Source organism: Rubinisphaera italica (genome assembly GCF_007859715.1).
Classification (GTDB): domain Bacteria; phylum Planctomycetota; class Planctomycetia; order Planctomycetales; family Planctomycetaceae; genus Rubinisphaera; species Rubinisphaera italica.
In genome coordinates this window covers 89,493-113,571 of record NZ_SJPG01000001.1, presented here as the reverse complement: position 1 = coordinate 113,571, position 24,079 = coordinate 89,493, and the positions used below count along the sequence as shown (strand labels likewise).

Annotated in this window: 22 protein-coding genes; 13 read left to right on the top strand and 9 right to left on the bottom strand. The window is 49.4% G+C overall.

Annotated elements, in window-relative coordinates; translation table 11 throughout:
• Positions 1 to 6: 6 nt before the first annotated feature.
• Positions 7 to 306 (bottom strand): hypothetical protein, encoded by a 300-nt coding sequence (locus tag Pan54_RS00435; RefSeq protein WP_146501541.1) that lies wholly within the window; start codon positions 304 to 306, stop codon positions 7 to 9.
• A gap of 116 nt (positions 307 to 422) precedes the next feature.
• Here Pan54_RS00435 and Pan54_RS00430 point away from each other — a divergent pair, with 116 nt between their 5' ends.
• Positions 423 to 1,196 (top strand): metal ABC transporter ATP-binding protein, encoded by a 774-nt coding sequence (locus Pan54_RS00430; protein ID WP_146501540.1) that lies wholly within the window; start codon positions 423 to 425, stop codon positions 1,194 to 1,196.
• Here Pan54_RS00430 and Pan54_RS00425 read toward each other — a convergent pair.
• Positions 1,178 to 2,011 carry a tetratricopeptide repeat protein gene (locus Pan54_RS00425; protein WP_146501539.1) on the bottom strand — a complete coding sequence of 278 codons (834 nt, stop codon included), beginning with the start codon at positions 2,009 to 2,011 and terminating at the stop codon, positions 1,178 to 1,180. The two genes, Pan54_RS00430 and Pan54_RS00425, sit on opposite strands and share 19 nt — an antisense overlap.
• Before the next feature lie 229 nt (positions 2,012 to 2,240).
• On the opposite strand from Pan54_RS00425, the gene Pan54_RS00420 reads away from it, so the two are divergent.
• From Pan54_RS00420 to Pan54_RS00400, 5 genes are all read left to right on the top strand, one after another.
• On the top strand, positions 2,241 to 2,474 hold the full coding sequence (locus Pan54_RS00420; protein WP_146501538.1) for a hypothetical protein: 234 nt from the start codon (positions 2,241 to 2,243) through the stop codon (positions 2,472 to 2,474).
• A 468-nt stretch (positions 2,475 to 2,942) separates the two neighbouring features.
• On the top strand, positions 2,943 to 3,737 hold the full coding sequence (locus Pan54_RS00415; protein ID WP_146501537.1) for a hypothetical protein: 795 nt from the start codon (positions 2,943 to 2,945) through the stop codon (positions 3,735 to 3,737).
• 214 nt (positions 3,738 to 3,951) lie between these two features.
• Positions 3,952 to 4,644 carry a hypothetical protein gene (locus Pan54_RS00410; RefSeq protein ID WP_146501536.1) on the top strand — a complete coding sequence of 231 codons (693 nt, stop codon included), beginning with the start codon at positions 3,952 to 3,954 and terminating at the stop codon, positions 4,642 to 4,644.
• Positions 4,645 to 4,698: 54 nt separating this feature from the next.
• Positions 4,699 to 6,696, top strand: a complete 1,998-nt coding sequence (locus Pan54_RS00405) for a serine/threonine protein kinase (RefSeq protein WP_146501535.1) — start codon at positions 4,699 to 4,701, stop codon at positions 6,694 to 6,696.
• 62 nt (positions 6,697 to 6,758) lie between these two features.
• Positions 6,759 to 7,682, top strand: a complete 924-nt coding sequence (locus Pan54_RS00400; protein WP_146501534.1) for a hypothetical protein — start codon at positions 6,759 to 6,761, stop codon at positions 7,680 to 7,682.
• Between the two features lie 278 nt (positions 7,683 to 7,960).
• Here Pan54_RS00400 and Pan54_RS00395 read toward each other — a convergent pair whose 3' ends face one another.
• Together Pan54_RS00395 and pyrE are read right to left on the bottom strand one after the other, a co-directional pair.
• The gene (locus Pan54_RS00395) at positions 7,961 to 9,277 is read right to left on the bottom strand and encodes a glycoside hydrolase family 15 protein (protein WP_146501533.1); all 1,317 of its coding nucleotides are present in this window, start codon (positions 9,275 to 9,277) and stop codon (positions 7,961 to 7,963) included.
• A gap of 86 nt (positions 9,278 to 9,363) precedes the next feature.
• Positions 9,364 to 9,921 (bottom strand): orotate phosphoribosyltransferase, encoded by a 558-nt coding sequence (gene pyrE, locus Pan54_RS00390; RefSeq protein WP_207310004.1) that lies wholly within the window; start codon positions 9,919 to 9,921, stop codon positions 9,364 to 9,366.
• A gap of 161 nt (positions 9,922 to 10,082) precedes the next feature.
• Between pyrE and Pan54_RS00385 the strand changes: the two genes are divergently transcribed.
• The 3 genes from Pan54_RS00385 to Pan54_RS00375 all read left to right on the top strand — a co-directional run bounded on the left by Pan54_RS00385 (position 10,083) and on the right by Pan54_RS00375 (position 12,924).
• A complete protein-coding gene (locus Pan54_RS00385) occupies positions 10,083 to 11,114 on the top strand; it encodes a prenyltransferase/squalene oxidase repeat-containing protein (protein WP_146501531.1) in 1,032 nt (343 codons plus the stop codon).
• A gap of 209 nt (positions 11,115 to 11,323) precedes the next feature.
• The gene (locus tag Pan54_RS00380; RefSeq protein WP_146501530.1) at positions 11,324 to 11,662 is read left to right on the top strand and encodes a cytochrome C oxidase subunit IV family protein; all 339 of its coding nucleotides are present in this window, start codon (positions 11,324 to 11,326) and stop codon (positions 11,660 to 11,662) included.
• 749 nt (positions 11,663 to 12,411) lie between these two features.
• Positions 12,412 to 12,924, top strand: coding sequence for a carboxypeptidase-like regulatory domain-containing protein (locus Pan54_RS00375; RefSeq protein ID WP_165441497.1), 513 nt, complete (start codon positions 12,412 to 12,414; stop codon positions 12,922 to 12,924).
• 102 nt (positions 12,925 to 13,026) lie between these two features.
• On the opposite strand, the gene Pan54_RS00370 is transcribed toward Pan54_RS00375, so the two are convergent.
• The 5 genes from Pan54_RS00370 to Pan54_RS00350 all read right to left on the bottom strand — a co-directional run bounded on the left by Pan54_RS00370 (position 13,027) and on the right by Pan54_RS00350 (position 18,465).
• Positions 13,027 to 14,058, bottom strand: a complete 1,032-nt coding sequence (locus Pan54_RS00370) for a 6-phosphofructokinase (RefSeq protein ID WP_146501528.1) — start codon at positions 14,056 to 14,058, stop codon at positions 13,027 to 13,029.
• A 195-nt stretch (positions 14,059 to 14,253) separates the two neighbouring features.
• Complete coding sequence (gene accC / locus Pan54_RS00365; RefSeq protein ID WP_146501527.1) at positions 14,254 to 15,591, bottom strand: acetyl-CoA carboxylase biotin carboxylase subunit; 1,338 nt, start codon at positions 15,589 to 15,591, stop codon at positions 14,254 to 14,256.
• 97 nt (positions 15,592 to 15,688) lie between these two features.
• Positions 15,689 to 16,213 (bottom strand): acetyl-CoA carboxylase biotin carboxyl carrier protein, encoded by a 525-nt coding sequence (accB, locus tag Pan54_RS00360; RefSeq protein ID WP_146501526.1) that lies wholly within the window; start codon positions 16,211 to 16,213, stop codon positions 15,689 to 15,691.
• A 145-nt stretch (positions 16,214 to 16,358) separates the two neighbouring features.
• Entirely contained in the window at positions 16,359 to 17,462 is a 1,104-nt protein-coding gene (locus tag Pan54_RS00355) for a M24 family metallopeptidase (protein ID WP_146501525.1), read from the bottom strand.
• A gap of 361 nt (positions 17,463 to 17,823) precedes the next feature.
• The gene (locus Pan54_RS00350; RefSeq protein ID WP_146501524.1) at positions 17,824 to 18,465 is read right to left on the bottom strand and encodes a nitroreductase family protein; all 642 of its coding nucleotides are present in this window, start codon (positions 18,463 to 18,465) and stop codon (positions 17,824 to 17,826) included.
• A gap of 759 nt (positions 18,466 to 19,224) precedes the next feature.
• On the opposite strand from Pan54_RS00350, the gene Pan54_RS00345 reads away from it, so the two are divergent.
• The 4 genes from Pan54_RS00345 to Pan54_RS00330 all read left to right on the top strand — a co-directional run bounded on the left by Pan54_RS00345 (position 19,225) and on the right by Pan54_RS00330 (position 24,048).
• Complete coding sequence (locus Pan54_RS00345) at positions 19,225 to 20,430, top strand: hypothetical protein (RefSeq protein WP_207310003.1); 1,206 nt, start codon at positions 19,225 to 19,227, stop codon at positions 20,428 to 20,430.
• A 281-nt stretch (positions 20,431 to 20,711) separates the two neighbouring features.
• Positions 20,712 to 21,971, top strand: a complete 1,260-nt coding sequence (locus Pan54_RS00340) for a M16 family metallopeptidase (protein WP_146501522.1) — start codon at positions 20,712 to 20,714, stop codon at positions 21,969 to 21,971.
• 258 nt (positions 21,972 to 22,229) lie between these two features.
• The gene (locus tag Pan54_RS00335) at positions 22,230 to 23,561 is read left to right on the top strand and encodes a hypothetical protein (protein WP_146501521.1); all 1,332 of its coding nucleotides are present in this window, start codon (positions 22,230 to 22,232) and stop codon (positions 23,559 to 23,561) included.
• Positions 23,562 to 23,706: 145 nt separating this feature from the next.
• On the top strand, positions 23,707 to 24,048 hold the full coding sequence (locus Pan54_RS00330) for a hypothetical protein (RefSeq protein WP_146501520.1): 342 nt from the start codon (positions 23,707 to 23,709) through the stop codon (positions 24,046 to 24,048).
• Positions 24,049 to 24,079: the final 31 nt, after the last annotated feature.

The following is a 24,079-nucleotide window of genomic DNA, read 5'->3' as shown; positions in this document are numbered from 1 at the left end:
TGAAAGTTATCCAGGGCCAACCGTCTGAAACACATCGCAAACCCACCATTCGACATACCATTCAAAAGCAAAGCCCAATGGTGTGAGCTTCAAGGCGAACAGCGGATAATACGGGAGCATTACCGCATAAAACTCGTTGTGTCCTGTTGTCTCTCGGAGCCAGAATCCGATTCCCATCACTGGGCCGCTGCTAATTGCGTAAACAGCGACGACTACGCACAGAATCAATAGCCAGTGACAAAGCAAGGCGAGCCATGTTCTTTCGTGGCGATGCTCCGCCAATGCTTGCGTATTGTCTGTGTTCATGTCATTTCACCTGAATAGAGTTGCCATTCACATTTCAATTGCACCTCTGAAAATGTATCATGTAATAAACAATTACGCTCGACAACCAAAATTTGAGAATTGATGAGTTTATCCCGTTGAACAAGCCTGCTGCCATTCTTGATGTTCATGATCTGACGGTTGCCTATCGGCATCGTCCGGTGTTGTGGAATATCGATTTTGAAATTGATTCCCCGCAATTACTGGGGATTGTCGGTCCGAATGGAGCCGGGAAAAGCACGCTGCTGAAGTCGATTCTCGATCTGGTGCAGCCGCTCTCGGGCAATGTTTCTTTGTTCGGGCAGCCGATTGATAAAGTCCGCAAGCGAATTGGTTATGTGCCTCAGCGGGAAAGTGTGGACTGGGATTTTCCGATCACTGTTCGCGAAGTCGTGCTCATGGGAACTTACGCCAAACTCGGCTGGTTTCGACGTCCCGGCAAATCTCAACAGGAGTTGACCGATCGATGCCTGCAGGATGTCGGGATGCAGGATTTTGCGAACCGGCAGATTGGTCGTCTTTCCGGCGGTCAGCAGCAACGCGTTTTTCTAGCCAGAGCGCTGGCTCAGGATGCCGACGTCTATTTCCTGGATGAACCGTTCGCCGGTGTCGATGCGGCGACGGAAGACATTGTGCTCGGTGTTCTCCGCGGCTTGAAAGACCGCGGCAAACTGCTCATCGTTGTGCATCACGATTTACTGACCGTCAAACGTTCGTTCGATTCCGTTCTCCTGCTCAATGGAAGACTTATTGCCTGGGGACCTGTCGAAGAAACTTTGACGCCCGAAAACCTCAAGCGAACCTACGGCGGCCATCTGCCCATTCTCGATGAACTGGGAACTGCGGTCGTCAATCAATCGACTGCTGGCTGAGCAGGTTTTGTTTCGCTCTGCTCTTTCTTGTCATACTGCAGGGCATGTATTTTGGCGACCTGCCACATGTAGCGACTGATGCCTTGAGTTTTCTGATGTTCTTTCCAAGCCGCGGTGGCATACTTTTTGGCCTGTTCATGATCCTCCATCGCTTCGTAATAAAGTGCCAGATAGAGTTGTGCATAGAACATCCGCCCTGCCAGCACTTCCGGGGCCGGGTCTCCCGCTTTGGCAACTTCCAGAACTTTTTCTGGTGTCGATTCTCCGCGAAACAGGGCATAGGCTTCCATCAACGGAATGCGCGGATCATTTCGAATGGGTAGCATTTCTTTGCGGGCGATTTCGATGCCATCCGTTTTGGTCATACATAAAAATCGCCAGACCGAATTCTCGACATCGTTATCGTGATACGTCTGATACAGCGCGAACTGCTCTGCTCCTTCTTTATACATTCCCGCATAATAATGGGAGATGCCCCTCTCCCATAACTTGACTTCTGCTGCAGGAAGTAGTTCCACATAGTGATCAAAGTCGCTGACCGATTCTTTGAATTTCTGGATATTAAAATGGTAGACCCCACGCAGATACCAGGCTCGCGGCGAAGCCGGATCGATTGCGATGAACTCCGACAACAATCGCACCGCTTCCGCATCCTGGTCTTTGTCGATCGCTTCTGAAATCTTCTGTGAAATTTCTTTGAGCCGTTTCTGCTCGGTTTCATCGGCTTTCAGATGAGACATGCCGAGAGCACAAAGAGAGAGCAGACCTGCCAGAACAGGAATGCATCGAATGAGTGATCGATTTTTGATAGTCATAATATCGTGCCTTATTGATTCTCGTTTTGACGATTGTCGGACTTCTTCCTTCCAACCAGTTTTGACGATCCTGACTGAAAAAGCGAATGAGTGTGCCACTCACTGTCCGCTTTGCGACACATTCCCGGAGCGAGCGAATCGGACAAGCACACATATCCAAGATTGCCGATGCGTAATAGGCCCCTCTATTTTTATCGCTGATTGATTTCTCTGTTCCAGGGAACACCGTATGAATAAGTTGTATCGCGTCGACAATCCGCACGAGTTGGCGGCTCGGGTGAATGCCGCCCTTCGGAGAGCCTCGCATGAAGTCTCTCGCAACACTCGCTTTCAGGTCTTTGCGAATCAGGTTCGAGTCAGCGGGAAAATTGGCTCCTATTATCAAAAGCAACTCGCTCAGGAAGCCCTCAAAAAACTCTCGCCGGAAATTGATGTCATCAATGAAATGACAGTCGAACGCTAAACCATTATTAATGGTTTCTGCAGTCGCATGAGCATCAAATGACCATAGAACGCAGGGTTTGCTCCTGCCGTATGCTGCCGTTCATTATTGAAAATGCACTAGATCAAGCATTTCTTAAGAAATTAAATCCAGTACAAGCACGAAGCGCAAGCGAGTGTGTATATACGTGAATAACACACTCGCTTGCGCTTCGTGCTTGTAGAATTTACAAACCAAGGAGTAGGTCATTACTTGTATGCTGGTAATGACTTACGACAATTTCTAATCACCTTCTCCCCCAGATTCTGATAAATTTCCCAAAATCTGCTCAATATTTCTCCTGCTTCAGCGAATAGCTAAGTGAGTTGGCAATCATTTCTGGATTGTCAGAAAGCTTCAGGGAGAGATGAGATGCCTACAAAACAGTATTTTGAGCGATTGAAAAGAAATTGTTCTCACGGAAATAATTCACACAGGGGAGACCGAGCCATGATTAAGAAGGCAATAGTTACCGGGTTGTTGCTGGTTGGAGCCAGTACGTTTGTTTTTGGCCGGAGTGCCTTTACCTACATAAAGACGGCTGGCTCTGAAATTCGTCAGTCAGTGAAAAGTCAGGTGCCGATTGAATTTGAAGTTCGTCGCGCCGAGCAGCTAGTGAAAGATCTCGTGCCTGAAATTCGAAATTCAATGCACGTGATTGCCGAACAGCAAGTCGAAGTCGAGTCACTGCACCGCACTGTCGATGCTCGCCGTCAATCAATCACAATGCAGAAAGACGCAATCCTCGCTTTACGCAGCAATCTCGATTCAGCTGATACCAAGTACGTGATTGCCGGCAAGTCTTACACGCAACAGCAGGTCGAAAAGGATCTGGCCACTCGATTCCGTCGCTTCAAAATTGCTGAAGAGACGCTGGATCGTGAAGAAGACATCCTGAATGCCCGTCAGACGGCTCTGAATGCCAACGAAGAACACCTGGCGACTTTGATTTCGACCAAGAAAGATCTGGAAGCTCAGCTGGCTCAGTTGGATGCACGAATGCGATCGATTAAAGCAGCCGAGTCAATCAGCGAATCAACTCTGGTAGATGACAGCCGTCTGAGCAAAGCGAAGAATCTGATTGCCGAGTTGAACAAACAACTCGACATCAAAGAACGACTGCTCGAAACGGATGTCAATTCTGCAGGACTGATTCCAGTCGAAGCCGACCTGGCACCGGAAGTCGAAATCTCCAGCCAGATTGACGAGTACTTCGAAGCCGACCTGGCTGACCGTGCTCTGTAAACCTGAGAATTGATCAGCACCTAAGGTGGGCACTGGCCCACCTTTTTTTGCGAGTATTGGAGACTACAAGCACGAAGCGCAAGCGAGTGTGTAATTATGTATGATTCGAAAAACTCACTCGCTTGCGCTTCGTGCTTGTAAAATTAATTCCGCTTACTCATAAAAATATTTCTCAAAATGCCAATCATTTCCGGATAAGATGATGAACTCTGTCGTGGATCAGTACGTTGAGAAAGTAAAGGATCGGATGATGCCGAATTCGGAAATTCATTCTCTGAACGATGTCATCCTGCGAATAGATCGCGTGGGGAGCTATCGACTCGTTCTGAGTGATGAAGTGATGATCGGCGGTCCGACCGGAGCCGGTACATCCGGGCAAATTGCCCTGTTTAGCCAACTTTCAACGAATCATGCAGTGATCGCCCGCAGAACGAATGGATACACGATTCGACCTGCTCAGGGAGCTGTCTCGATAAAATCACAAACTACAGAAAATGGATCACTTGATGTCGAAAAACCAGAAAACTTGTTGATTCAGGAGACCTGTCTTACGAACAATTGTCGAGCGAGCCTGGGAAATCAGGTGACGGTTTCTGTGCGAAGGAAATCGCCATTATCACAGACGGCTGTTCTGGAAGTCGATCCGCTGGATCGGATGGTCGATCGAGTGGACGGCGTGATCCTGATGGAAAATCTGTTACTAATGGGGCCAGGGAGCCAGGCTCATATCCGTTGTCCCCACTGGGAGCAATCTGGCGTTTTAATTTACCAGCAAGGACGGTTTCATTTTCGATCACCCGTGGGACGAGAGACGGCGGCTGAGCAGAAGATGGTCGATCTGTCTGTCCCCTTTGATCAACATGTTGAACAGGATGATTTTGGGTTTTATCTGGAAACCTTATATTAAAAAAGCTGTCGGTCTAGCATTGACTGACCGACAAGAGGGCGCGGGACACCTATCATGAAATTTACATTTTCAGCCGGAGATCAGCCGCTTGAAGGGATGACCATCAAGCGGGCGATCCATCGTGGCGGTTTTGGTGAGGTTTATTATGCCTTGACCGATGCCGGGAAAGAAGTTGCGCTCAAACTTCTGCACGACAACATGGAGATTGAACTTCGTGGCGTGTCGCAATGCTTGAATTTGAGTCACCCGAATCTGGTCACCATCTTCGATGTCAAAACCGATGCCGACGGCGACTATTGGATTTTGATGGAGTATATCTCCGGCAACACACTGGCTGAAGCGATCGAAAAATTCCCCAATGGGATGTCGAGTCAGCAGGCCAGTCAGATTTTGAAACAGGCCTGTGAGGGTCTCGGCTTTCTGCATGATCGCGGGCTGGTGCATCGCGATTTGAAACCGGCCAATATCTTCTGGGATCACGGACATCTGAAAATTGCCGATGTCGGCCTGTCCAAATTTATCAGTGCTTCTCAACGCAGTGCCCATACGCAAAGTGTGGGAACCGTTTATTACATGGCTCCCGAAGTTGCCCGGGGTCGATATGGTCCGGGTGTCGACATTTATGCGATGGGCGTGATTGCCTACGAAATGTTGACCGGACAGGTGCCTTTCGATGGAGAATCGACGGGCGAAATCCTGATGAAGCATCTGACCGAGCCACCAAAACTCGATATGCTCGATCCGAAGTTGCAACCTGTTATCGGGAAAGCGCTGGCCAAAGAAGAGACCGAACGATTTCAAAGCATTCAAGAATTTGAAGCCGCGTTTTCTGCTGCTGTGAATGGTCAGGCGATGCCAGTCAATTCACAGGTGGCGGATGACGATGGTGTAAAAATCGCCAAATCCTCAGTCGATCAGGCATTTCAGGATAAGAATCCTGGCACGCCTGTTCGGGGTACTCAGCCTGCGGTTCCTGCAAAGAGACTGGCTGATCGGGCAGTCCCCGTATTAGCTGGGATTGCGGGGATGATGATTCTGTTCCGGATTTTTCCCAGCCGCCTGACCTGGATGTCGTTGCTGGCCTTTGGTCTGTGCATGTTTCTGGGAATGCGATTATTCCGCTGGGCTCGACGCGAGTTTCATGCCAGTCGAGGAGAGGAGTCGAACCGTCATCGATTTGGTGAGAAAGTTCACTCGAATCGAAAAGTCGTGAAGCCACTGGTTCAATCGAAGTATCGGAGTTTTTCTCAGCGGTTGGCACAGACTTTCTCTGCGATCGCTCGAACTCCATTTTACGTCATCATGATGACCGCTGCTGTTCTGTTTGTCTCACGCGACTTCTTTACTTCGCAGTGGTCACGCAGTGGGTTTGATCTCGGACATATCACATTCTTCGTGCTTTCCAGTTGTCTGGCGACCTGGGTGTTGCTGGGCTTTACGCAATTATGGTCACGGGGGAAGTTGGATCATTCCCGGTTTCGAATTGCCCTGGCAGTCGCGGGGATCGCCACGGGAACAGCGGTGAGCGGTTTGCATAACTGGTTGCTGGTGGAATATCCGAATGTCATTTTCCCGCATGGAAAAACGGGAATCGTGTCTCACATTGGACGGCACGATCTGGCAGAACCGATTGAAATCTGCCCGGAAAGTCCTGCATTCGAGTTTGACGAAATTCAACCTGCTTATGTGACTCCTGTCATGATGCAGAAGCATGGGGAGATGGATCGAGCCGCAGCGAGTGATTATGTGAGCAGTGAGGAGGGACGATCTAACTATCATCGTGAGGATCATCTGAAAACGATCTGGGCACCGACAATGGTCGGCTATGCGACCTTCTTCGGAATATTATTTTCGATTCGCTCGTGGTGGCTGGTCAGTGATTATCGAAGGAACTATCGCTATGAATTCTCTTCGATCATCTGGTCTGCATTCACGGCATACATCATTTGCATCTTTTTTACGTTTCCACTGGTCTGGGGGATTACCTGGGCGGCAACAATTACCGCGGCACTCCAGCTGGCCGCTCCGATGCAGTCTCGCAATATCTCTTAATCGTAGTCTGGATATATCTTGAAGTTCTCGTATTAAATTGAAACCTCAAGGAAAGAAAACCCATGAATGCAACTCCTGACATCTCGATACCCATTCTCGTTATCCTGGGAAATGTGGTCATGGGAGTGATTTATGCTGGAATCTATTTCAGTTTGAAGTCGTCTGGAATAGGTGCCCGAATCGTGAAGATGATCGCGGGTATCCTGTTACTGATGACGTTATTTGCCTTCCCGGTTATGTTTTATATGGTTTCATTCCAGTCCCCTCCTTCCGTTCAAATGTCTTCAACTGCGACATATGATACCAATCACACAATGCAAATTGGTCAGCCCAGTCAGCCACGGGAAGTTACCAATCAACCCTATCGAGAGGGGGCTATTCAGCTATACGAAAAGGCAATCGCTGAACTTCATGAGCAGAGTGTCCAGCAGGTTTCACCGGATGAAGATCGCTCAGAGCGAACTCGTAAACTTCGTCAGCAATTGGAAGCGAAACTCGAAGAACTGAAGCATCCCGAACAGAATTATCCCCGCTGGATTAAAGAAGCGGGACCGCAAGCGCTGGCTCAACTGGAACATCCCGGAGTTCAAAGGATTCCGACATTTCATCAGCAGATGATTGTGAGCAGTGCTCGCTGGGTGACTCGGCAGGAAGCTCATCAGGAAGCGATCGATCAGGCGAAGCAGGCGATTTTTGAACAAATCAGTTCACCCGGTGAAACTCCAGAAATCTCGATTGAACAACTGAACTCTTTTATTCTGGACGAGTATATCGAAGACTATCAGCTCAATCTGAAGGACAGTTCCATTCAGGCCGATATGTATCGCTGTCATCTGCTGCTGGATCTGAGCCCTGCTCAACTTGCCACGTTGATGCCTGATATTCGCAAATCGGCTCTTGAAAAACGTCTCGCTATCGCTGGTGGGGCTTTGCTTTCCATTATGACGTTTGCCGGATTGGCGAGTTTTGTGATCGGGCGAAAGTAGTTCGAAAGCGGAAAGCGGAATGCCGAAACATCTGGTATTTTCGGCACACTTTCCTGCTGCATAGGAAGCGGTTTGCTGTCTTTGTCCTTGGGGGGCGGTGTTCTTCCCTTCTTCTGGGGAGAAGGTGACCGAAGGCCGGATGAGGGGATTCCATCGATGTTCATTCTGCAATCAACACCGATTGCCGCTCACCCTAACACTCTTCCAGAGGGAGAGGGGACTATGCTTGTAAGACGCCGTCCCCTCGCTGACGCTTCGGGTTAAGATATCGGTGCGATTTACTGACTGTTCGTTTCCGTTGTTTTCTTCATCCACTCCAGTGACTGCAGTAAGTTTGCCTGAGTCCACAAAAGTGGAGTGATGTCATTCGGGACGTAGGTTCCATTTTCCAGATAATAGGATTCGGGACATCGCAAACCACCCATGCGGCAATCTTCAGCTGTTAATTGCGTGAGTGCTCGCTGGAAGTAGTAAATCTGTTTTTCCCGGTCATTCTTATCACCGGAATGATGATAGCGTTTGGCATAAATGACGGAGAGAATCGAGTCAAAAATGCACCACTGGGCCTCTTCTCCCGGCTTGAGAAGTGCATCCCGAACTTCCTGATTGTCACTGAAATCATCGGTGCGCTGCTCAGGTGAGAGCATATCTTTATAGTCCGCACACCAGTAAGAATCGCCCACATAGCGACGGATGCCGAAATCGCCCTGTAAATGTTCCTGAATATCAGCAATGATTTTATCCGCCATTTCATAATTGACAATTTGCAACGGCTCAATCAGAAAGAGCAGGGCGGCATCGTACTTGCGGTTTTTAAGAGGATCTTCCTGAATGCATTCAGCAGGCAAAATTGAATACAGCGCATTTCGTCCGCGGGTAATCGCATCTTCCAGAATGTCAATTCGCTCACAGGCGATCTGATGCTCCTGAAACAGATCGGCTCGTTCGTCATAAAATCGACTGAACTCGAGCAGGCCAGCAGTAGCAGTGCCGATGCTCGAAGCCGCGATTTTGCGGACTTCTTCCCAGTGACCGCTGTCTTCATCTTCCCAGAATTTCAGAGCGTGCAGGGTTTCCACGAACAGGATCATCAGGTCGATTTGATCCGAAGTGGGCTCGAAGGCCCGGTCGCAAGCGAGCCTGCTGAAGGCCCAGAGGAAATAGCCGAGAGCATCGTTTTGAGCGTGTGCCCAGTGTTGATCGATCTCTTCGAGTTGCTCGCCACGAATGCGGATGTGGGGGCGCTGCATCGGATCGTCGGGATCACTTTTTCCGGCAATCAGGTCGTCAAACCGATGTCGAGATTTGAGAAAATAGTCGGCCAGTGTCTGCAGGCTGCGCATTGCGGGTTCGACGCGTCCCGACGCATACAATCCCCAGGCAACCAGGACATTATCGCGCACCCAGCAATTGGAATAGCCGGTGTATTCGGTGTCATCCTGCAATGCCAAGGCAGCAGGGAAGAGACCATTTGAAAGGGCCTCGAAACGAAATGTGCCGGAATCGTTTAACAGCTTCTCCAGGTTCTGAAGATCTTCTGTAGTGTAGCTGTCTTTCAAAAACGGTTGAATACAGGCAGCTTGAGCAGTAAGCATTTTAACATCCTTGCAGTTGTCTGTAGATCAGGCTGTGCCTGACGAAATGCGAGCAAAATGTAAAGTCGAGCCGGTCGTCCTATGTCTTATAGATCTTCTGGTGGTTCCAGCCCGAAGTCCCGGATTGTTAAAAGAGTGCGATGAGGGATGTTTCGAGCGGCGAAGTTTGCAGCTCCTCCTTCGAGTCGATCGATAATTGCTGCGACCGCGACCACTTCACAACCGAAGTCCTGCACGCGATCGACGGCCAGCAATGCACTTCCACCCGTTGTGACGACATCTTCGACAATAGCGACTTTCATGCCGGGTTCCACGGGGCCTTCGACGAATTTCTGGGTGCCGTGACCTTTGGATTCTTTGCGGATCATGAATCCGACGACGTCCCTTTTCTGTTCGGCTGCAACAGTCAACATGCCGCCAACAATTGGATCGGCTCCGATCGACATGCCGCCGATGGCATCAAACTCGAATTCATCAAGGAGATCCCACAATCCCTGACTGACCAGCCGCAAACCCTCTGCATGCAGAGTGACCTGCTTGCCATCAAGGTAATATTTGGCTTTTCGGCCGGAAACGAGGGTGAAATCGCCGAATTTCAGGGCTCGTTCGCGGAGTAATTCGGCTAATCGGGTGGGATTGCTCATGGTTTGGATGCCTTGTCACGATTGGGAGCGGATTCAAAATTGGACCGAATAGATCATTCCCGTTAGAATTCTGATCGATCCAAAGCCGCTCCTCTGCTATACTGGTTACATACGGAAACATAGCAGATCATCCGCCGTTCCAAAAGTTGAGAGCCTTGCTCATGCAGATTTCTCGCCGACATGCACTAACTGGCTTGGGATTATTACTAGTCCCAAATATGCCAGTTTACGCTCGAAAACAGGACCCAAAAGTCAAACTGGCCGTTGGGCGTGCGCTCGATTATCTCGTACGGACTCAAAAACGGCAGGGTTATTGGGAAGCCAATGGTGGACAGTATCGTGTTGCCATGACGGCTCTGTCCGGTATGGCCCTGCTGTGTGAAGGTTCGACTACTAATCGGGGAAAATACGCCAAAACGGTCCGCTCAGCGGTCGATTATCTGGTTGATATGTCTCAGCCGAATGGTTTGATCGGTTATGAGAAAGACTATCACTACACATACGGCCATGGCTTTTCGATGTTGTTTCTCTCGCAGATACTTGGAGAAGAAGAAGGGGCAGAGCGTCGAAAGAACTTGCTGAGAGTGCTGAATAATTCCGTCAAGTTCAGTGGCTACGCCCAGACAACCCGCGGCGGCTGGGGATATGTCTCCGCCAAAGATGGTGGCGATTTTGATGAGGGCTCGACCTGTATCACCCAGGTTCAGGGCCTTCGTGCTTGCCGCAATGCGGGTATTCCGGTTGCGAAAGAAATTATCGATCGAGCCAAGCAATACATCAAAGACTGCACTACTCCGGAAGGGGGGGTGCAGTATTCAATTCGCGGTGGTGGAGCCCGTCCGCCAATTACAGCTGCAGCAGTCGCCGCCATGTACAGTGCCGGCGATTATGATGAATCTACCCATGTCGAGAAAATGCTCGAGTTCTGTAAGGAAAACATTTGGCCGAATGAAGGGGGAAGTTCCAATTACTTCGGTCACTGGCACTATACACACTATTACTATTCTCAGGTAATGTATCGGGATGAAACCGTGTGGCCGAAGTATTTTGAGGATATTTCCCGACAGATACTTCCGAAACAAAATGCGTCTGGCGCCTGGAAAGAAGGGCATATTGGCGATGTCTACACCACCGCCATCAATGCTACCATCCTGCAACTCGAAAACGGTTATGTACCAATTTACCAGCGATAGCAAGGTAGGACAGGCTTCCAGCCTGTCTCATTGGGATACCCTGAAATTTGAAATCAGTTGCACGATTTAATTGGAAATTACACAATATATTCATTGCTTTGACCCAATTGATTTCCAGGTTGTGTGCCACTGGCTTTGCCATTGCAAATCCAACTTTTTATTGGGTCAGATTACAAGACAAATCGCTCACCATCAGGCTTATAATTCCAATGCACGAGACTACAGAATCCCACCCCAATTACCTGATGATCTTCTTCTGCCTGTGCGGACTGACGCTGGCTTCGGTTGTGCTGGATCTGTTTTCCAGTCCTTCCTGGAAGATCACAATCGGTTCTCTCGTGATGCTGGTCGCAGCAGCGAAAGCGAGTTTAGTTATGCTGTTCTTCATGCATTTAAAGTTTGAGCGAAACTGGAAATACGCCCTTTTGATGCCGACCGTTATTCTCTCGATGGGATTGATCCTCGCGTTCCTGCCTGATATCGCGATGCATTACTATCCGCTTGATGTCCCACAGGTAACGGAGACTATTGGACAGAACGCACATTGAGCCAATCATGAGGTTGCTCAAAACACAAGCACGAAGCGCAAGCGAGTGTGTCAAGATCTTCAGGACACATTCGCTTGTGCTTCGTGCTTGTAAGTATTGTTAGAGTACGTCTCGACGCACCCTGCGGTTTCGTCCCTCGTTAAATGTCGTCTCATTCTGAAACCCAATTCCTGTTTCACACTGCTGGACAAGCCAGCGGTGGCACACATCAACGACATTAATCAGTAGACAGGGCCTCCTGTTTTTTCCGTGTTAACCCTGAAAACGAATATAAAGGTGCAACCTCAAAACGTGTCAGCGAGGGAACGGTGTTCGATTTACAATCCCGTTCAGCTCTGATGTTCGATACGTCATGTCATTGCATGCAAGAAGTTGAGGACATCGGTAACGAGATAAAATCAAACCCACCCGGGTCATGACTGACTCGGCTCACCTGACTGATCATTGCCTTGTACTCAGAATCTTGATGTAACTTCTGCAATTCCTGCCTCTGGAAAAAACTTCAGTTGACTCATTATTGAGATTCCAGCAATATCCGCTCGCATTGATTAAAGACTTTGATCATGTTGTTCCTGACAAGCTCTTCAGGATGAAGTTGCCCAGGAAATTGTGACGATGAGAATAAGGATGTTCAATTCGTCATTTTTATCTCACCCATTAAATGTATTGGTCAGCAAGAGGCTGCCCTCCTCGATTCACGACGAATCGAATTACACCAAACTACAGTACCTACCTTAAGGAACATGACAATGAAAACTCTTCTGACCGGATTCGCGTGTCTGAGCCTTGTGCTCGCTCCGATTTTCTCGACACAGGCAGAAGTCGCCCGGACGACGAAAACAAAATCAGCCGTCAGCGACATTGCTCTTTCTAACGGCGGAGCCTTGAATGGCAAAGCTGTCACCGGACAAGGCCAGGCCCTTAATGGTGCGAAAGTTTCCGTTCGCCGCAACAATGAAGTCGTTGCCACAACCGTGACCGATGCCGATGGCAAATTCACTGTTGCCGGTTTGGACACAGGCATCTACGAATTGCAGGCTGGCGAAGGCAAGGGTGTCGTTCGAGCCTGGGAAGGTTCCGTTGCTCCCCCAACTTCAAAAAGTAACGTGCTGATCGTCAGCGGTGCGACAACAACTCGTGCACAGTCTGGATTGTTTGTCGATCCTCTCGACACAATCACACTCGGACTCTCAATCACTGGTGTTGCACTCGGTGCCGCTGCTCTGTCTGAAGATAACGAAACGATTATCGTCAGCCCGTAATTCTGCACTTGCAGAAGTTTCAACACAAAAACAGCACTCGCCCAATGTTTGACGAGTGCTGTTTATTATTTTACGACTTGATCAAAATCGATTGACCAAGAATTACTTCAAGAACTCAGCCGCTTCGTCGAAGAAGGAATCTTCGAGTTCCCGCATTTGGTCGACAGCATCTTTCAACTCGACAGCGACAATCTGTGTTCCTCTCATGGCTACCATTTTGCCGAAGTCTTTCTTCAATGCCAGATGACCGGCGTGCACACCGAGACGGGTTCCCAGAACGCGATCAAACGCACTTGGTGTTCCACCGCGCTGCAGGTGGCCCAGTGTGACCGAACGGGTTTCGATCCCCATGCGGTTTTCAATCACTTTGGCAACGTGATCGCCAATTCCGCCCAGTTTGACATGACCAAATTCATCGACTTCCTGATCTTTTGTCACAAAGCCACCATCAGTGTTGAGCTTGGCTCCTTCACTGACAACGACGATGCCGTAATTTTTGCCTTCATCGCGTCGCTTCTGCAGAACGTCAATCATTTCCTTGATGTTGACTTCGCGTTCAGGAACCATGAAATAGTCGGCTCCGGAAGCAATTGCAGAATAACAGGCGATCCAGCCCGCATGTCGCCCCATCACTTCGACGACCAGAATACGACGATGTGATTCTGCAGTCGTTCGCAGACGATCGATCGCTTCCATCACGATGTTGATACAGGTATCAAAACCGAATGTCTGATCGGTTGCGCTCAAATCGTTATCGATCGTTTTGGGACATCCGATTACCGGCAGTCCCTTTTCGCTGTACAACTTGCTCGCTACACCGAGGGTGTCGTCTCCGCCGATTGCGACCAGTGCATCCAGACCAAGATTGCCAAATGTTTCGACGATTTGATCGATTTCCGTTGGATTCTTGAACGGGTTGGTTCGAGAGGAACCGAGAATCGTACCCCCTTTGTCGATGATCGGATCGGTAAACTTAGGAGTCAGTTCGATATGGTTTCCCGTAATCGCTCCCCGCCACCCTTCCAGTAGACCGATACTTTTTCCACCCGCATTATCAATAACTTTGACGACGCCGCGAATAACGGCATTCAAACCCGGGCAATCGCCACCACCAGTTAACAGACCGACTTTCATTACTTCAATTCCTTAGAGTTTTCGAGGGGTTGAATTTCTACAAGGTGCCCCGCGTCCGTCATGACTCGGGTTACTCACGTTTTTTTGCGATGTTTGCAATTCACTGGTCAATGATGAAGCGAACTGACCCATGACTGACTCGGCTCGCCTGACATGACGATTCAACAGTGAGCATAGTGAATTGCTGCTGAGATTTCAAAACGTCCGTTCCAGGAACGTGGTGTCGATTTTACCATCTTTAAACGCTGAGTGGGCGAGTACACGTCGGGCGAGGGGGATTGTCGTTTTCACACCTTCAATGACGAATTCGTCTAATGCCGAAAGAGCAGCTGCAATGGCCTCATCGCGAGTTTCTCGATGCACGATCAATTTGCCGATCATCGAATCATAATACGGGCTGATTACGTAACCTTCATGAACATGCGAATCGAAGCGTACGCCAAATCCTCCAGGGACACGCAATTTTGTGATCTTGCCTGGGCAACCGCGATAATCGTTTTCTGGATCTTCAGCATTGATGCGGACCTCAATCGCACATCCCTGCGACTTGATATTCCGCTGTTTTAACTTCAATTCTTCACCGGCTGCGACGCGAATCTGCTCTTTGATCAAGTCAATTCCCGTCACCATTTCACTGACGGGATGTTCAACCTGAATTCGGGCATTGACTTCAATAAAGTAGAATTGATGTTCTTTATCGACGATAAATTCCACGGTGCCTGCATTGTAGTAACCACAGGTTTTGATGAGCCGGACGGCTGATTTACAGATATCTTCCCGAACCGACTTCGGCAGATCCGGAGCCGGGCTTTCTTCGATCAGTTTCTGATGCTTTCTCTGTGTGGAACAATCTCGCTCCCAGAGATGGACACAGTTCCCGTGCTGATCGGCAAGTACCTGCACTTCGACGTGCCGGGGGCGTTCGATATACTTTTCGAGATACACTCCCGGATTATTAAATGCTTTTTCGGCTTCCTGACGAGCGGCACTGAACCCGGATTTGAGCGAGATTTCATTCATCGCCACCCGCATCCCTTTTCCGCCACCACCAGCTGTTGCCTTGATGAGTACGGGATAGCCGATTTTGCCGGCTACTTCGAGAGCGGTTTTTTCATCGGTGACTAGTCCGTCACTTCCGGGAACGACATTCACTTTGGCATCGGCTGCAATTTTTCGAGCAGAGACTTTGTCTCCAAGTTGTTCCATCGCGGAATGATGCGGCCCGATAAATTCGATGCTGCATTCCCGACAGACTTCCGCAAAGTGAGCATTTTCAGCGAGAAACCCGTAGCCCGGATGAATTGCCTGCACATTTCCGATTTCTGCTGCTGAAATAATGCGATTGATCAACAGATAGCTATCACTGGCGGGAGCTTTGCCGATGCAATACGACTCGTCTGCGAGTGTGAGATAATGGGCCCCCCGATCCGCTTCGCTGTAAACAGCGACGGTCTCAATCCCCAATTCCCGACAGGCCCGCATGATTCGCAGGGCAATTTCGCCACGGTTTGCGATGAGTATTCGTTGAAACATAAAACAATCGTCTATCTGATGCAGTAGTCAACCAGATTTTACTGATGGAATTTGATAACCCAAACCGATGGATACGCATTTAGTATCCAACGAGTGGTTAGTTGGGCTTAACTTTAAAGAGTGCCTGGCCAAAATCGACAGCATCGCCATCTTTGGCCAGAATCTTTTCGACTGTCCCGCTGCATTCAGCCGGAATCTGGTTGAAAACTTTCATCGCTTCAACCAGACAAACAATGGATTCGGCTGACACCTGCGATCCGACTTTCACAAATGCAGGATCTTCAGGGCTCGGAGATGAGTAAAATGTCCCGACGGTTGGACTTTTGATTTCGATTAAACCGTCATCAACTGGAGCTGCAGTATCCCCCGATGCGGCTGGTGCACTTGATGCCTGAGCCGGGGCAGCGACCGGAGCCGCCATCGGAGGCATTGCAGTTGGCATCGCCTGCATTGGCATCGCGGTGACTTGTGGTCCCCGTCGCAGCCGCCACTGTTCGTCGCCGTTACGCAGGTTGACTTCAGTCACATCGTGAGCCTCCATCATCTCCATCAGCTCTTTCAACTGAGCCAGATCGATGGGGCCGTGAGTGGAATCTGGTTTTGGCTTGGATTTGTCGTTCATTTGCTTTCTGTCGCTCTTCGAGCCCTGAATGACATGTTAATCTTGCGTTTTGTAAAGATCCTGAGGATCAAGCCGAAAATATTCCTCGACTCAAAACCGCGTTATTGTCTTTGTAAATAATCGTAAACACGGACAGGATATGTCGCTACCCAACCGTATGAGCCTCGAGTTCACGAGACAATGAGGAGAGAACTTCGCAGCCACCTTTAGTAATTAACACATCGTCTTCGATGCGAATCCCTCCCCATCCTGGAAAATACAATCCTGGCTCGACGGTCACAACCATACCGGGCTTAAACACATCTTCCGATGTCGGACTCATCCGGACCGATTCATGAACCTGTAAACCAAATCCATGCCCCAACCCATGATTGAATTTCGCAGCCACACCATGATTTTCCATAACCTGGCGAGCGACTCGATCCACATCACTGGCCCTGACATCTGGCCCAATTGCCTGAATCGATTCTTCCAGGGCAGTTTTCACAACTTCATACATACGTTGAAGTTTGGACGAAATGCTACCTGTGACTATCATCCTCGTCAAGTCGCTGACATATCCTGTCGAAGTTCGAGCCCCCCAGTCGACCAGCATGAACGGAGATTCTTCGCAGCGAGTTAAGCCTGGACGAGCATGAGGCAGAGCGGCTCGCTCGCCAACAGCAGTAATGATTTCAAACCCGGCTCCAATGGCTCCGAACCGACGCATACCTTCTTCAAGTGTAAATGCTGCTTGAAGTTCGGTCATTTCGAGCATCAGACTCGACTTGAGAAATTCAAAGCCCTTTTCGGCCTGACGAACCGCTTCTCGGACTTGTTTGATCTCGTCAGCATCTTTGACTGCTCGGAGTGGTTCGACGAGCCCTTTGACAGGAATCAGGTCAGGTGTTTCCACCGCCTCGACCAACTGACCGGCTGCATCGTAGCTGATCGCAGTGGATTCGAACCCGCAAATGGGTTCTTTGGTCGCCTTGAGCACTTCGGCTGTCGTTTGCAGTAATGTTTTGTTAACCGGTCGAATTTCAGCCTGGATTCCTGGGCATTCCTCGGAGATCTGAGTCGTATAGCGACCATCACTGATCAGGATTTCGAAATCTTTGCCGATCAGAAACCAGCTACTGTCCCCGGAAAATCCGGTCAGATAGCTGACGTTGGTTTCATTACAGACCAGAAACGCGGGTAATTTTTCTTTTTTGAGAACCCGCTTGAGTTTCTCTCGCCGGGCTGAATATCGATTTTGCGGAATCATAGATGCTCCTCATGTTGCACAGCGAGAAGATACAAAACAGTAATGAACGCGAATCCCAACACGAACTAATTTTCGTTCAACATTCATTTTCTTTTAACGTGTCATTAACTTTCCGCAAGCCTGTTCTAGAGCAGATTCAAAAATTACCTGCTGTGTCCTGCAGGAGCAGGACACAGGGTATAAGGACATATGGTGTCCATGCGACTGCAGATACCATTTGAAAATGATCTATTATTTTAATGTCATTTACTCAAAGTGTAATGGGTGGCAGGGGTCGAACGAAGTGATGCCCCAGAAATTTCAACGTCCTGGGGGCTTCGCTGCGTTCCGATCCCAGACACTCAGATATTTGAATTAGCAATCAACTCAAATGAACTCGTTTCACCCAGCCTGTAAGCGGCCCCCTTTTATCGCGGAGTTTACTTGTGGCAATTGTCCCCGATTGAACATCCTGTGGTGAAAAGAAGAGAGAACCAAGCAGAATTTCCTGAGTCGGAATCCCCAGCCGGTCAAAAACTTCCGGGGAACGCAGCACGCCACCACTCGACCAATAATTGCGAATCCCATTCGCAGTCGCTGCCAGGAGTAGATTTTGGACTGCAGCCGAAGCGGCAGCCAGGTGTTCCATGTTTTCAAGGGATGCCTCAAAGAGAATTTTCTCTGGCAGTTCCGTCTGGGGCGGATTGGGCAACCAGGTCACCTGCACCATGCAGTCGGCAGTCGCGAGCATCCGCATCACATTGCTGCTGTCTTTTTCCATCAATTCTTCACGCAACTGACGGCATGCCGAATCATCGAGCACATAAAACCGCCAGGGCATCAGAGCCTTCAGTTCCGAGTCCTGCAGATGAACATCATTGGCAGGTCGATGAAAGGGTGCCCAAGCCGCCAGTTCCAGAATTTCATTGGCCAGCGATTTTCCGGAAGCAGGCAATGGCTCTTCTGCCAATACTTTTTCTGTACAACGTGCATGGACAATTCTGGCAAAAAGTTCAGAGGACATACGGCAACTTTAATATTCTAAAGAGTGGAGATCCCGTTGAATTCAAGGTGTCACCAACGGGTGGAGGTGAATCAGATTCCTGTTTAGTGCTCCATTCCAACTAAAAATCAGGATGTCACTGGCTTTGCCAGTGTATTTAATATTTGGGACAATCCGTTAATACTGACAATCCAGCATGCACCTGTGAAGAAACTACGACCAAATGGCATTAAAGGTTTTATTCTAAGCCAATTCAGCGTAACATATCCATGGGCATTAATGCCTGATTCCTGTCTTCGGTTATGTTCCTAACCACGTGATATCAGTTTGGTTGATACGATTCATCACTTCCAGTGATCCTTGAGTTCTGTTTTTGAACAAGGTTTCGTTCCAATTTCGCACTCTCTTGTGTCGATCAGGAGAAGCGTTCGACAACAGATTTGGGGTATTGAACTGGAATTGCCCATCGAATTTCCCCTATAACCGTTACAAGAGGTCAGGACAATCGACAGAGAGGCCATCAGTTTCATCCGAGATCGGATTCCCAAGCTATTCTCTTGGCATAGGGTCTCCGGTTCACCATAATTAAAGGCGCGACTGGCAAAAAATGAATTCTGATGCCATGATCTCTAGTGGCGTTCGTTACCAACAGTCTGCTCCATCACGTTTTAATTCTCGATATCAAGTACCGACAGCATTATGATTTTCAGACTTCTTGAACGTTTCGAGCAGACGGGCATCTCTCCTCGAGTTGAGAATGCATTGGTGACTTGCGTACCCATGCGAACGGAATCCCGATTTACGATCAGCCTGTTTGCACTGGCTTTCTGTTTAATTTCAAGCCTGCTGGTTCAAGCAACGCCCGCTTATGCTCAGGGCGACGGAGAACTCATAAAGGAAGCCGACCTCGATTTCCTCAAGCGCAAAAAATTCGAGTACACTAAAGCGCTCGGCACAACCAATATCACTCAGGCAGATATCGCACTACTGACGGAATACAATCGAATTCAAATCTTGCAGATGAGTCTGAAAAGCCAGCTTCGGCAACTTTCTAAAATCCGTGAACAACTCAAACGCGATCTCAACCTGCTGGCCAAGCCTCCTGCTCGATCCGTACTCCTGCCATTGATCATAAAGCACTGCGAACAATTGAACGAACAGCCGCTTCCCGTGCGTTTGAATGCCTGTTTGCTGATTACCGAGTTAAATGAAGAACCGCCAAATATTCCCAAGCAGATCCCAGCAACTCCGTTTACAGGAATCGCCGACCCACTGATTGCGATCATCTCGGAAAAAAATCAAAGTGAAGCTCTCAAAATTATTGCAACCAACGGTTTGATGAGATTGTGCCAGGATGGTTCGCCCAAAGTCGATATTCGTAGTCGAATTGCCGATGCTTTGATTGCGCAACTCAAACAACCTAATCTCAATGAATGGTACAAGCGATCTCTGGTCGAAGCGGTTTCACAAACTTCGGTTTTATTTGATAAAACACGTACGCCTTATATTGTGCAGACACTCGCCGAGATTCTGATTAACCCTATGGAACCCTGGACGGTTCGTGCCGAAGCTGCCAGCGGACTGGGACGGACAGAAATGAATCGGGAAATTAATCTCACCCTGATTAATTATGAAATTGTCCGTTTCGCCTATGAAATGGGTCAGCAGTATAATGCGAAACCGAATGCCCCCCATTGGAGACTTTGTGCATTCCGAATATACACGGCATATCAGCCTGAGTTTTCTAATTCGACAGCATTACTGACTCGTGTGAAAAGTGCTCCATTCACCGCATATCGAGCAGAGATTCAAGGAGCGTATGATGTTGTTCTCCCGTTAGCGAATGGGATTCTGAAACTTCCCCCCCCGCCGGGAGCTAAGCCTGTCCCTCCCAAAGTCTTGTCCGACCTCAAAGCATGGCTCGATGCCAATACTCCCGAGAACGATATCATCGGACCCAATACAAAACCGCTGAAAAACCCTTAATAACGAAAAAATTCGTGTCCTGTCGAGCATTAATTGTCGTTTGATGTGTTCCACTGCTGGCTTACTCAGCATTGAATAATCCGATGGGTGGCTGAGGTCGAAGCACTGCGAAGCCCCCAGACTTGTTTCGACTCCGCTTGCTGCAATTCCCCCCGGATTCGACACTCTCTTCCTGCCAGAGTTCCCTCTCAAATTGCCAGTTCCTATAATAGAGTGATACACCGATTCGGAACTCTTGCGCTGCTTTTATAAAGCAGACTTCAGCAAAATTGAAAGACACTATGTCGCATCAGCAAATTCATCAATACGAAATGTCGAACGGGATGACCTTGTTGATTGAGCATTTGCCAGCTGTCCGCTCGGCTGCCGTCACGCTCACCTTTCCAGCCGGAACCTCCCACGAACCAGCCGGAAAAAATGGAACGGCTGCACTCCTGAGCGAATTGATGCTCCGGGGGGCGGGTGATTTGGATTCCCGACAATTATCGATTGCTTTCGACAATCTCGGCGTCCAGTATTCAGTTTCTCCGGGCTGGTTTCATGTAACGATCTCCGCTGCGACCATCGCCGAGCGACTGCCCGAAGCACTGGAATTGATCGCCAAAGTGTTACTCGAACCACGGATGGAAGCCAATCATTTCGACATGTGCAAGGTTGGTCGAGAACAGGCTTTGCGATCGATCGAAGATGAGCCCCGTCAAAAACTGATGATCGAACTTCGCCGCCGTTGCTATCCACCACCATGGAATCGTCCGCTCGAAGGGACGATGGAGCATCTCGATACAATCACACTCGAAAATGTGACCGACCATTATCGTCGCTGCTGCGTGCCCGAAGGAGCCATTCTCGGAATCGCCGGCTATGTCGACCCGCAAACCACGCGTGCTCTCTGCGAACAACTCTTCGGCGGCTGGCAGGGCATCGCGCCGAAGCCGCTGACGGAAATTGAACCGAAAGTTCATCAGGGACATTTGAAGCACGATTCCACTCAAACCAACATTGGCATCGCCTACCCGGCTGTGCCCTATAATCATCCCGATTACTACAGCGGCTGGGCTGCTGTCGGCATCCTCAGTGGCGGAATGAGTTCCCGGCTCTTCACCAAAGTCCGCGAAGAACGCGGCCTTTGCTATGCCATCGGAGCCTCACTCAACACATTGAAAGAGCGTGCCCGAGTTCTGTGCTACGCTGGCACAACCAACGAACGTGCCCAGGAAACGCTTGATGTCACGCTTCAAGAACTGAAAAACTTCGGGCTCGATATCACCGAAAATGAACTGCAACGCTGTAAGGCTCGTGCAAAATCATCATTGATCATGCAGGAAGAATCGACCATGGCTCGCGCCGGTTCGATGGTGCGGGACTGGTTCCATCTGGGCGAAATCAAAACGCTCGATGAAGTCCGCCAGAAAGTCGATTCACTCACCATCGACGACCTGACCCGCTACGCCGAAGAACACTCCGCCGAAAAATTCCAGGTCCTCACCATCGGCCCCGAACCCCTCGATGTCCAGGGCGAAGTCGACATCAGCGAGCTGTAAGCTTTCCAGGGGTGGCTGGGGTCGTAGCGAAGCGGAGCCCCCAGAGGGGCAACTAATCTGGGGCTCACTATGTTCGACCCCAGCCAACCTGTCACCTGTTTGAGCTGAGAAATATCGTTCGAGTGAACAAAATCCCCCATTCGGGATTCAAGAACCAGACTCGGTTGTGATATTATCTACCCAAAGATTTTCCATTTGCAGACGCTGGCTCGAATGACGTTCTTCAGATCGTTCGGCCTGATATCAAGGATGAACACGATGAGATTATATAGCCTGATGGCTGGAGTGTTAGTTATTGCAGGTGCTGGTTCCAGTCCGACATTACTGGCTCAGTCGTACTCGTTACGTGAACCGCTTGCCGATACACGAACCCTGCAAGTGACTGCCCAGGTGCAGGGACAGGGAACTCTCAAAACCCCAACACAGGAGAAGAAAGACCTCGATCTGCCTCTCGAAGTGCAGGCTTCTCTCACCTTCTACGAACGTCGGCTCCCCTCAGCCGGGCGGGATGAGCGTGCCTGGCGATCCTTCCGACTTTACGACAACGCCCGCTCAAACATCAAAGTCAAAAATCAAGTGACCAACCTGACGCTCTCCTCGCTCGTCCGCGAAGTCATCTGCGAAGGCCAGCGGGAAGGGGTGCTGCTCTATGCTCCCAAAATGCCAATGCGACGTCACGATCTCGATTTGATCACGATTCCGGGAGACCCGCTCGCATTGCTGGCGTTGTTACCTTCTTCTGATGTCGAACTCGAAGAAACCTGGAAAGTTCCCGACTGGGCCGCTCAAATGTTTGTCGGCATCGAAGCGGCGACCTCGGTGGAGATGTCTGGAAAATTAATTGCCGTCAAAGATCAAATTGCCACGATTGAATTCAACGGAAAAGTCGCCGGAGCAACGATTGGAGCCTTGACAGAAGTTTCGATTAAAGGCACCGCAACCTTCGATATCGCCAATCAATTACTGACTTCACTGAAGATGGAGCAAGTCGAAAAACGATCCGTCAGCACCGTTTCTCCCGGCATGGAAGTGACGGCGAATGTTTCCTGGCAGCGCAAAGTCAGCCCGAGTGTGACGATTTCTGAAAATCAGATTTCCAACATCCCGTTCGACCTGCCCGAAATTTCAAAGCTGTTGTTGTTCAAATCGAAGCACTGGAACATCAGTCTGATTCACGATCGCAACTGGTATGTCTTTCAGGAAATCCCTGAAGTGGCTGTGCTCCGCATGGTCGACAACGGCAGTCTGATCAGCCAGTGCAACATCGCCAAAATCGGCAGCGCTGGACCGGGCCAGCATGTCGCACCCGAGAAATTCGAAAGCGATATCAAAGCTTCTCTCGGCGAATCGCTTTCAAGTATCGTCGATAAAGGTGTGGTCGAAGTGAACTCCGGCAACTACATCTACCGCGTCGTCGCCTCCGGCTCAGCCAATGGTCTGGAGATGGTCTGGATCTATTACCTGTGTGCCGCCGAGGATGGCCGCCAGGTTTCGTTTGTCTTCGCCGTCGAAGGCAATAACATCGAAATCCTCAACAGCCGCGACCTCTCGATGGTCGAATCGATCGAGTTTGAACCGGTTGGGCCGTAAATATTTGCACTTACAAATCAATCGGTGCCACGGCTCTGTGAGCCGTGTGAGTTACACTCGACAACCACATGCACGGCTCACAGAGCCGTGGCACAATTATAATGTCTTTTGTTTGAGGTCCATCCTATCGTAGAATATTGAATACATGAACGACCTCACCAGCATCATCTTTCGCAAAGTCTGGTGGCAATACGATGTGACCGACACTTCGTGGTTTTCAATTGTCTATCACTGGTTCAACATCGCAGAAGGCGTCGCTTGGGTTGTGTTTGCGATCCTTGTCCTGATGCGATTTTTACAGCATGGAAAATCAAAACTGGAACTCTGGTATGCGTTCACATTCCTGCTGTTCGGAATCACCGACTTTCGTGAAGCCTGGCAGCAATCTTCGCCATTGATCTGGATCAAACTGTTAATTCTGATCGCGTTGCTCTGGCTCAGGAAAGTTGTGCTGACAAAGTTCTATCCTGAGGCAAAGCTGTTTTGAGTCGGGTGTTATAATTGAAAAGGCGAGCCGT

Excerpts from the sequence above, each read along its gene's own strand:
- Pan54_RS00435 (WP_146501541.1), bottom strand. The coding sequence starts at position 306 with ATGAACACAGACAATACGCAAGCATTGGCGGAGCATCGCCACGAAAGA.
- Pan54_RS00405 (WP_146501535.1), top strand. The coding sequence starts at position 4,699 with ATGAAATTTACATTTTCAGCCGGAGATCAGCCGCTTGAAGGGATGACC.
- pyrE (WP_207310004.1), bottom strand. The coding sequence starts at position 9,921 with ATGAGCAATCCCACCCGATTAGCCGAATTACTCCGCGAACGAGCCCTG.
- Pan54_RS00370 (WP_146501528.1), bottom strand. The coding sequence starts at position 14,058 with ATGAAAGTCGGTCTGTTAACTGGTGGTGGCGATTGCCCGGGTTTGAAT.
- Pan54_RS00420 (WP_146501538.1), top strand. The coding sequence starts at position 2,241 with ATGAATAAGTTGTATCGCGTCGACAATCCGCACGAGTTGGCGGCTCGG.
- Pan54_RS00425 (WP_146501539.1), bottom strand. The coding sequence starts at position 2,011 with ATGACTATCAAAAATCGATCACTCATTCGATGCATTCCTGTTCTGGCA.
- accC (WP_146501527.1), bottom strand. The coding sequence starts at position 15,591 with ATGTTTCAACGAATACTCATCGCAAACCGTGGCGAAATTGCCCTGCGA.
- Pan54_RS00415 (WP_146501537.1), top strand. The coding sequence starts at position 2,943 with ATGATTAAGAAGGCAATAGTTACCGGGTTGTTGCTGGTTGGAGCCAGT.
- Pan54_RS00335 (WP_146501521.1), top strand. The coding sequence starts at position 22,230 with ATGAGATTATATAGCCTGATGGCTGGAGTGTTAGTTATTGCAGGTGCT.
- Pan54_RS00380 (WP_146501530.1), top strand. The coding sequence starts at position 11,324 with ATGCACGAGACTACAGAATCCCACCCCAATTACCTGATGATCTTCTTC.
- Pan54_RS00375 (WP_165441497.1), top strand. The coding sequence starts at position 12,412 with ATGAAAACTCTTCTGACCGGATTCGCGTGTCTGAGCCTTGTGCTCGCT.
- Pan54_RS00345 (WP_207310003.1), top strand. The coding sequence starts at position 19,225 with ATGCGAACGGAATCCCGATTTACGATCAGCCTGTTTGCACTGGCTTTC.
- Pan54_RS00400 (WP_146501534.1), top strand. The coding sequence starts at position 6,759 with ATGAATGCAACTCCTGACATCTCGATACCCATTCTCGTTATCCTGGGA.
- Pan54_RS00355 (WP_146501525.1), bottom strand. The coding sequence starts at position 17,462 with ATGATTCCGCAAAATCGATATTCAGCCCGGCGAGAGAAACTCAAGCGG.
- accB (WP_146501526.1), bottom strand. The coding sequence starts at position 16,213 with ATGAACGACAAATCCAAGCCAAAACCAGATTCCACTCACGGCCCCATC.
- Pan54_RS00385 (WP_146501531.1), top strand. The coding sequence starts at position 10,083 with ATGCAGATTTCTCGCCGACATGCACTAACTGGCTTGGGATTATTACTA.
- Pan54_RS00395 (WP_146501533.1), bottom strand. The coding sequence starts at position 9,277 with ATGCTTACTGCTCAAGCTGCCTGTATTCAACCGTTTTTGAAAGACAGC.
- Pan54_RS00340 (WP_146501522.1), top strand. The coding sequence starts at position 20,712 with ATGTCGCATCAGCAAATTCATCAATACGAAATGTCGAACGGGATGACC.
- Pan54_RS00330 (WP_146501520.1), top strand. The coding sequence starts at position 23,707 with ATGAACGACCTCACCAGCATCATCTTTCGCAAAGTCTGGTGGCAATAC.
- Pan54_RS00350 (WP_146501524.1), bottom strand. The coding sequence starts at position 18,465 with ATGTCCTCTGAACTTTTTGCCAGAATTGTCCATGCACGTTGTACAGAA.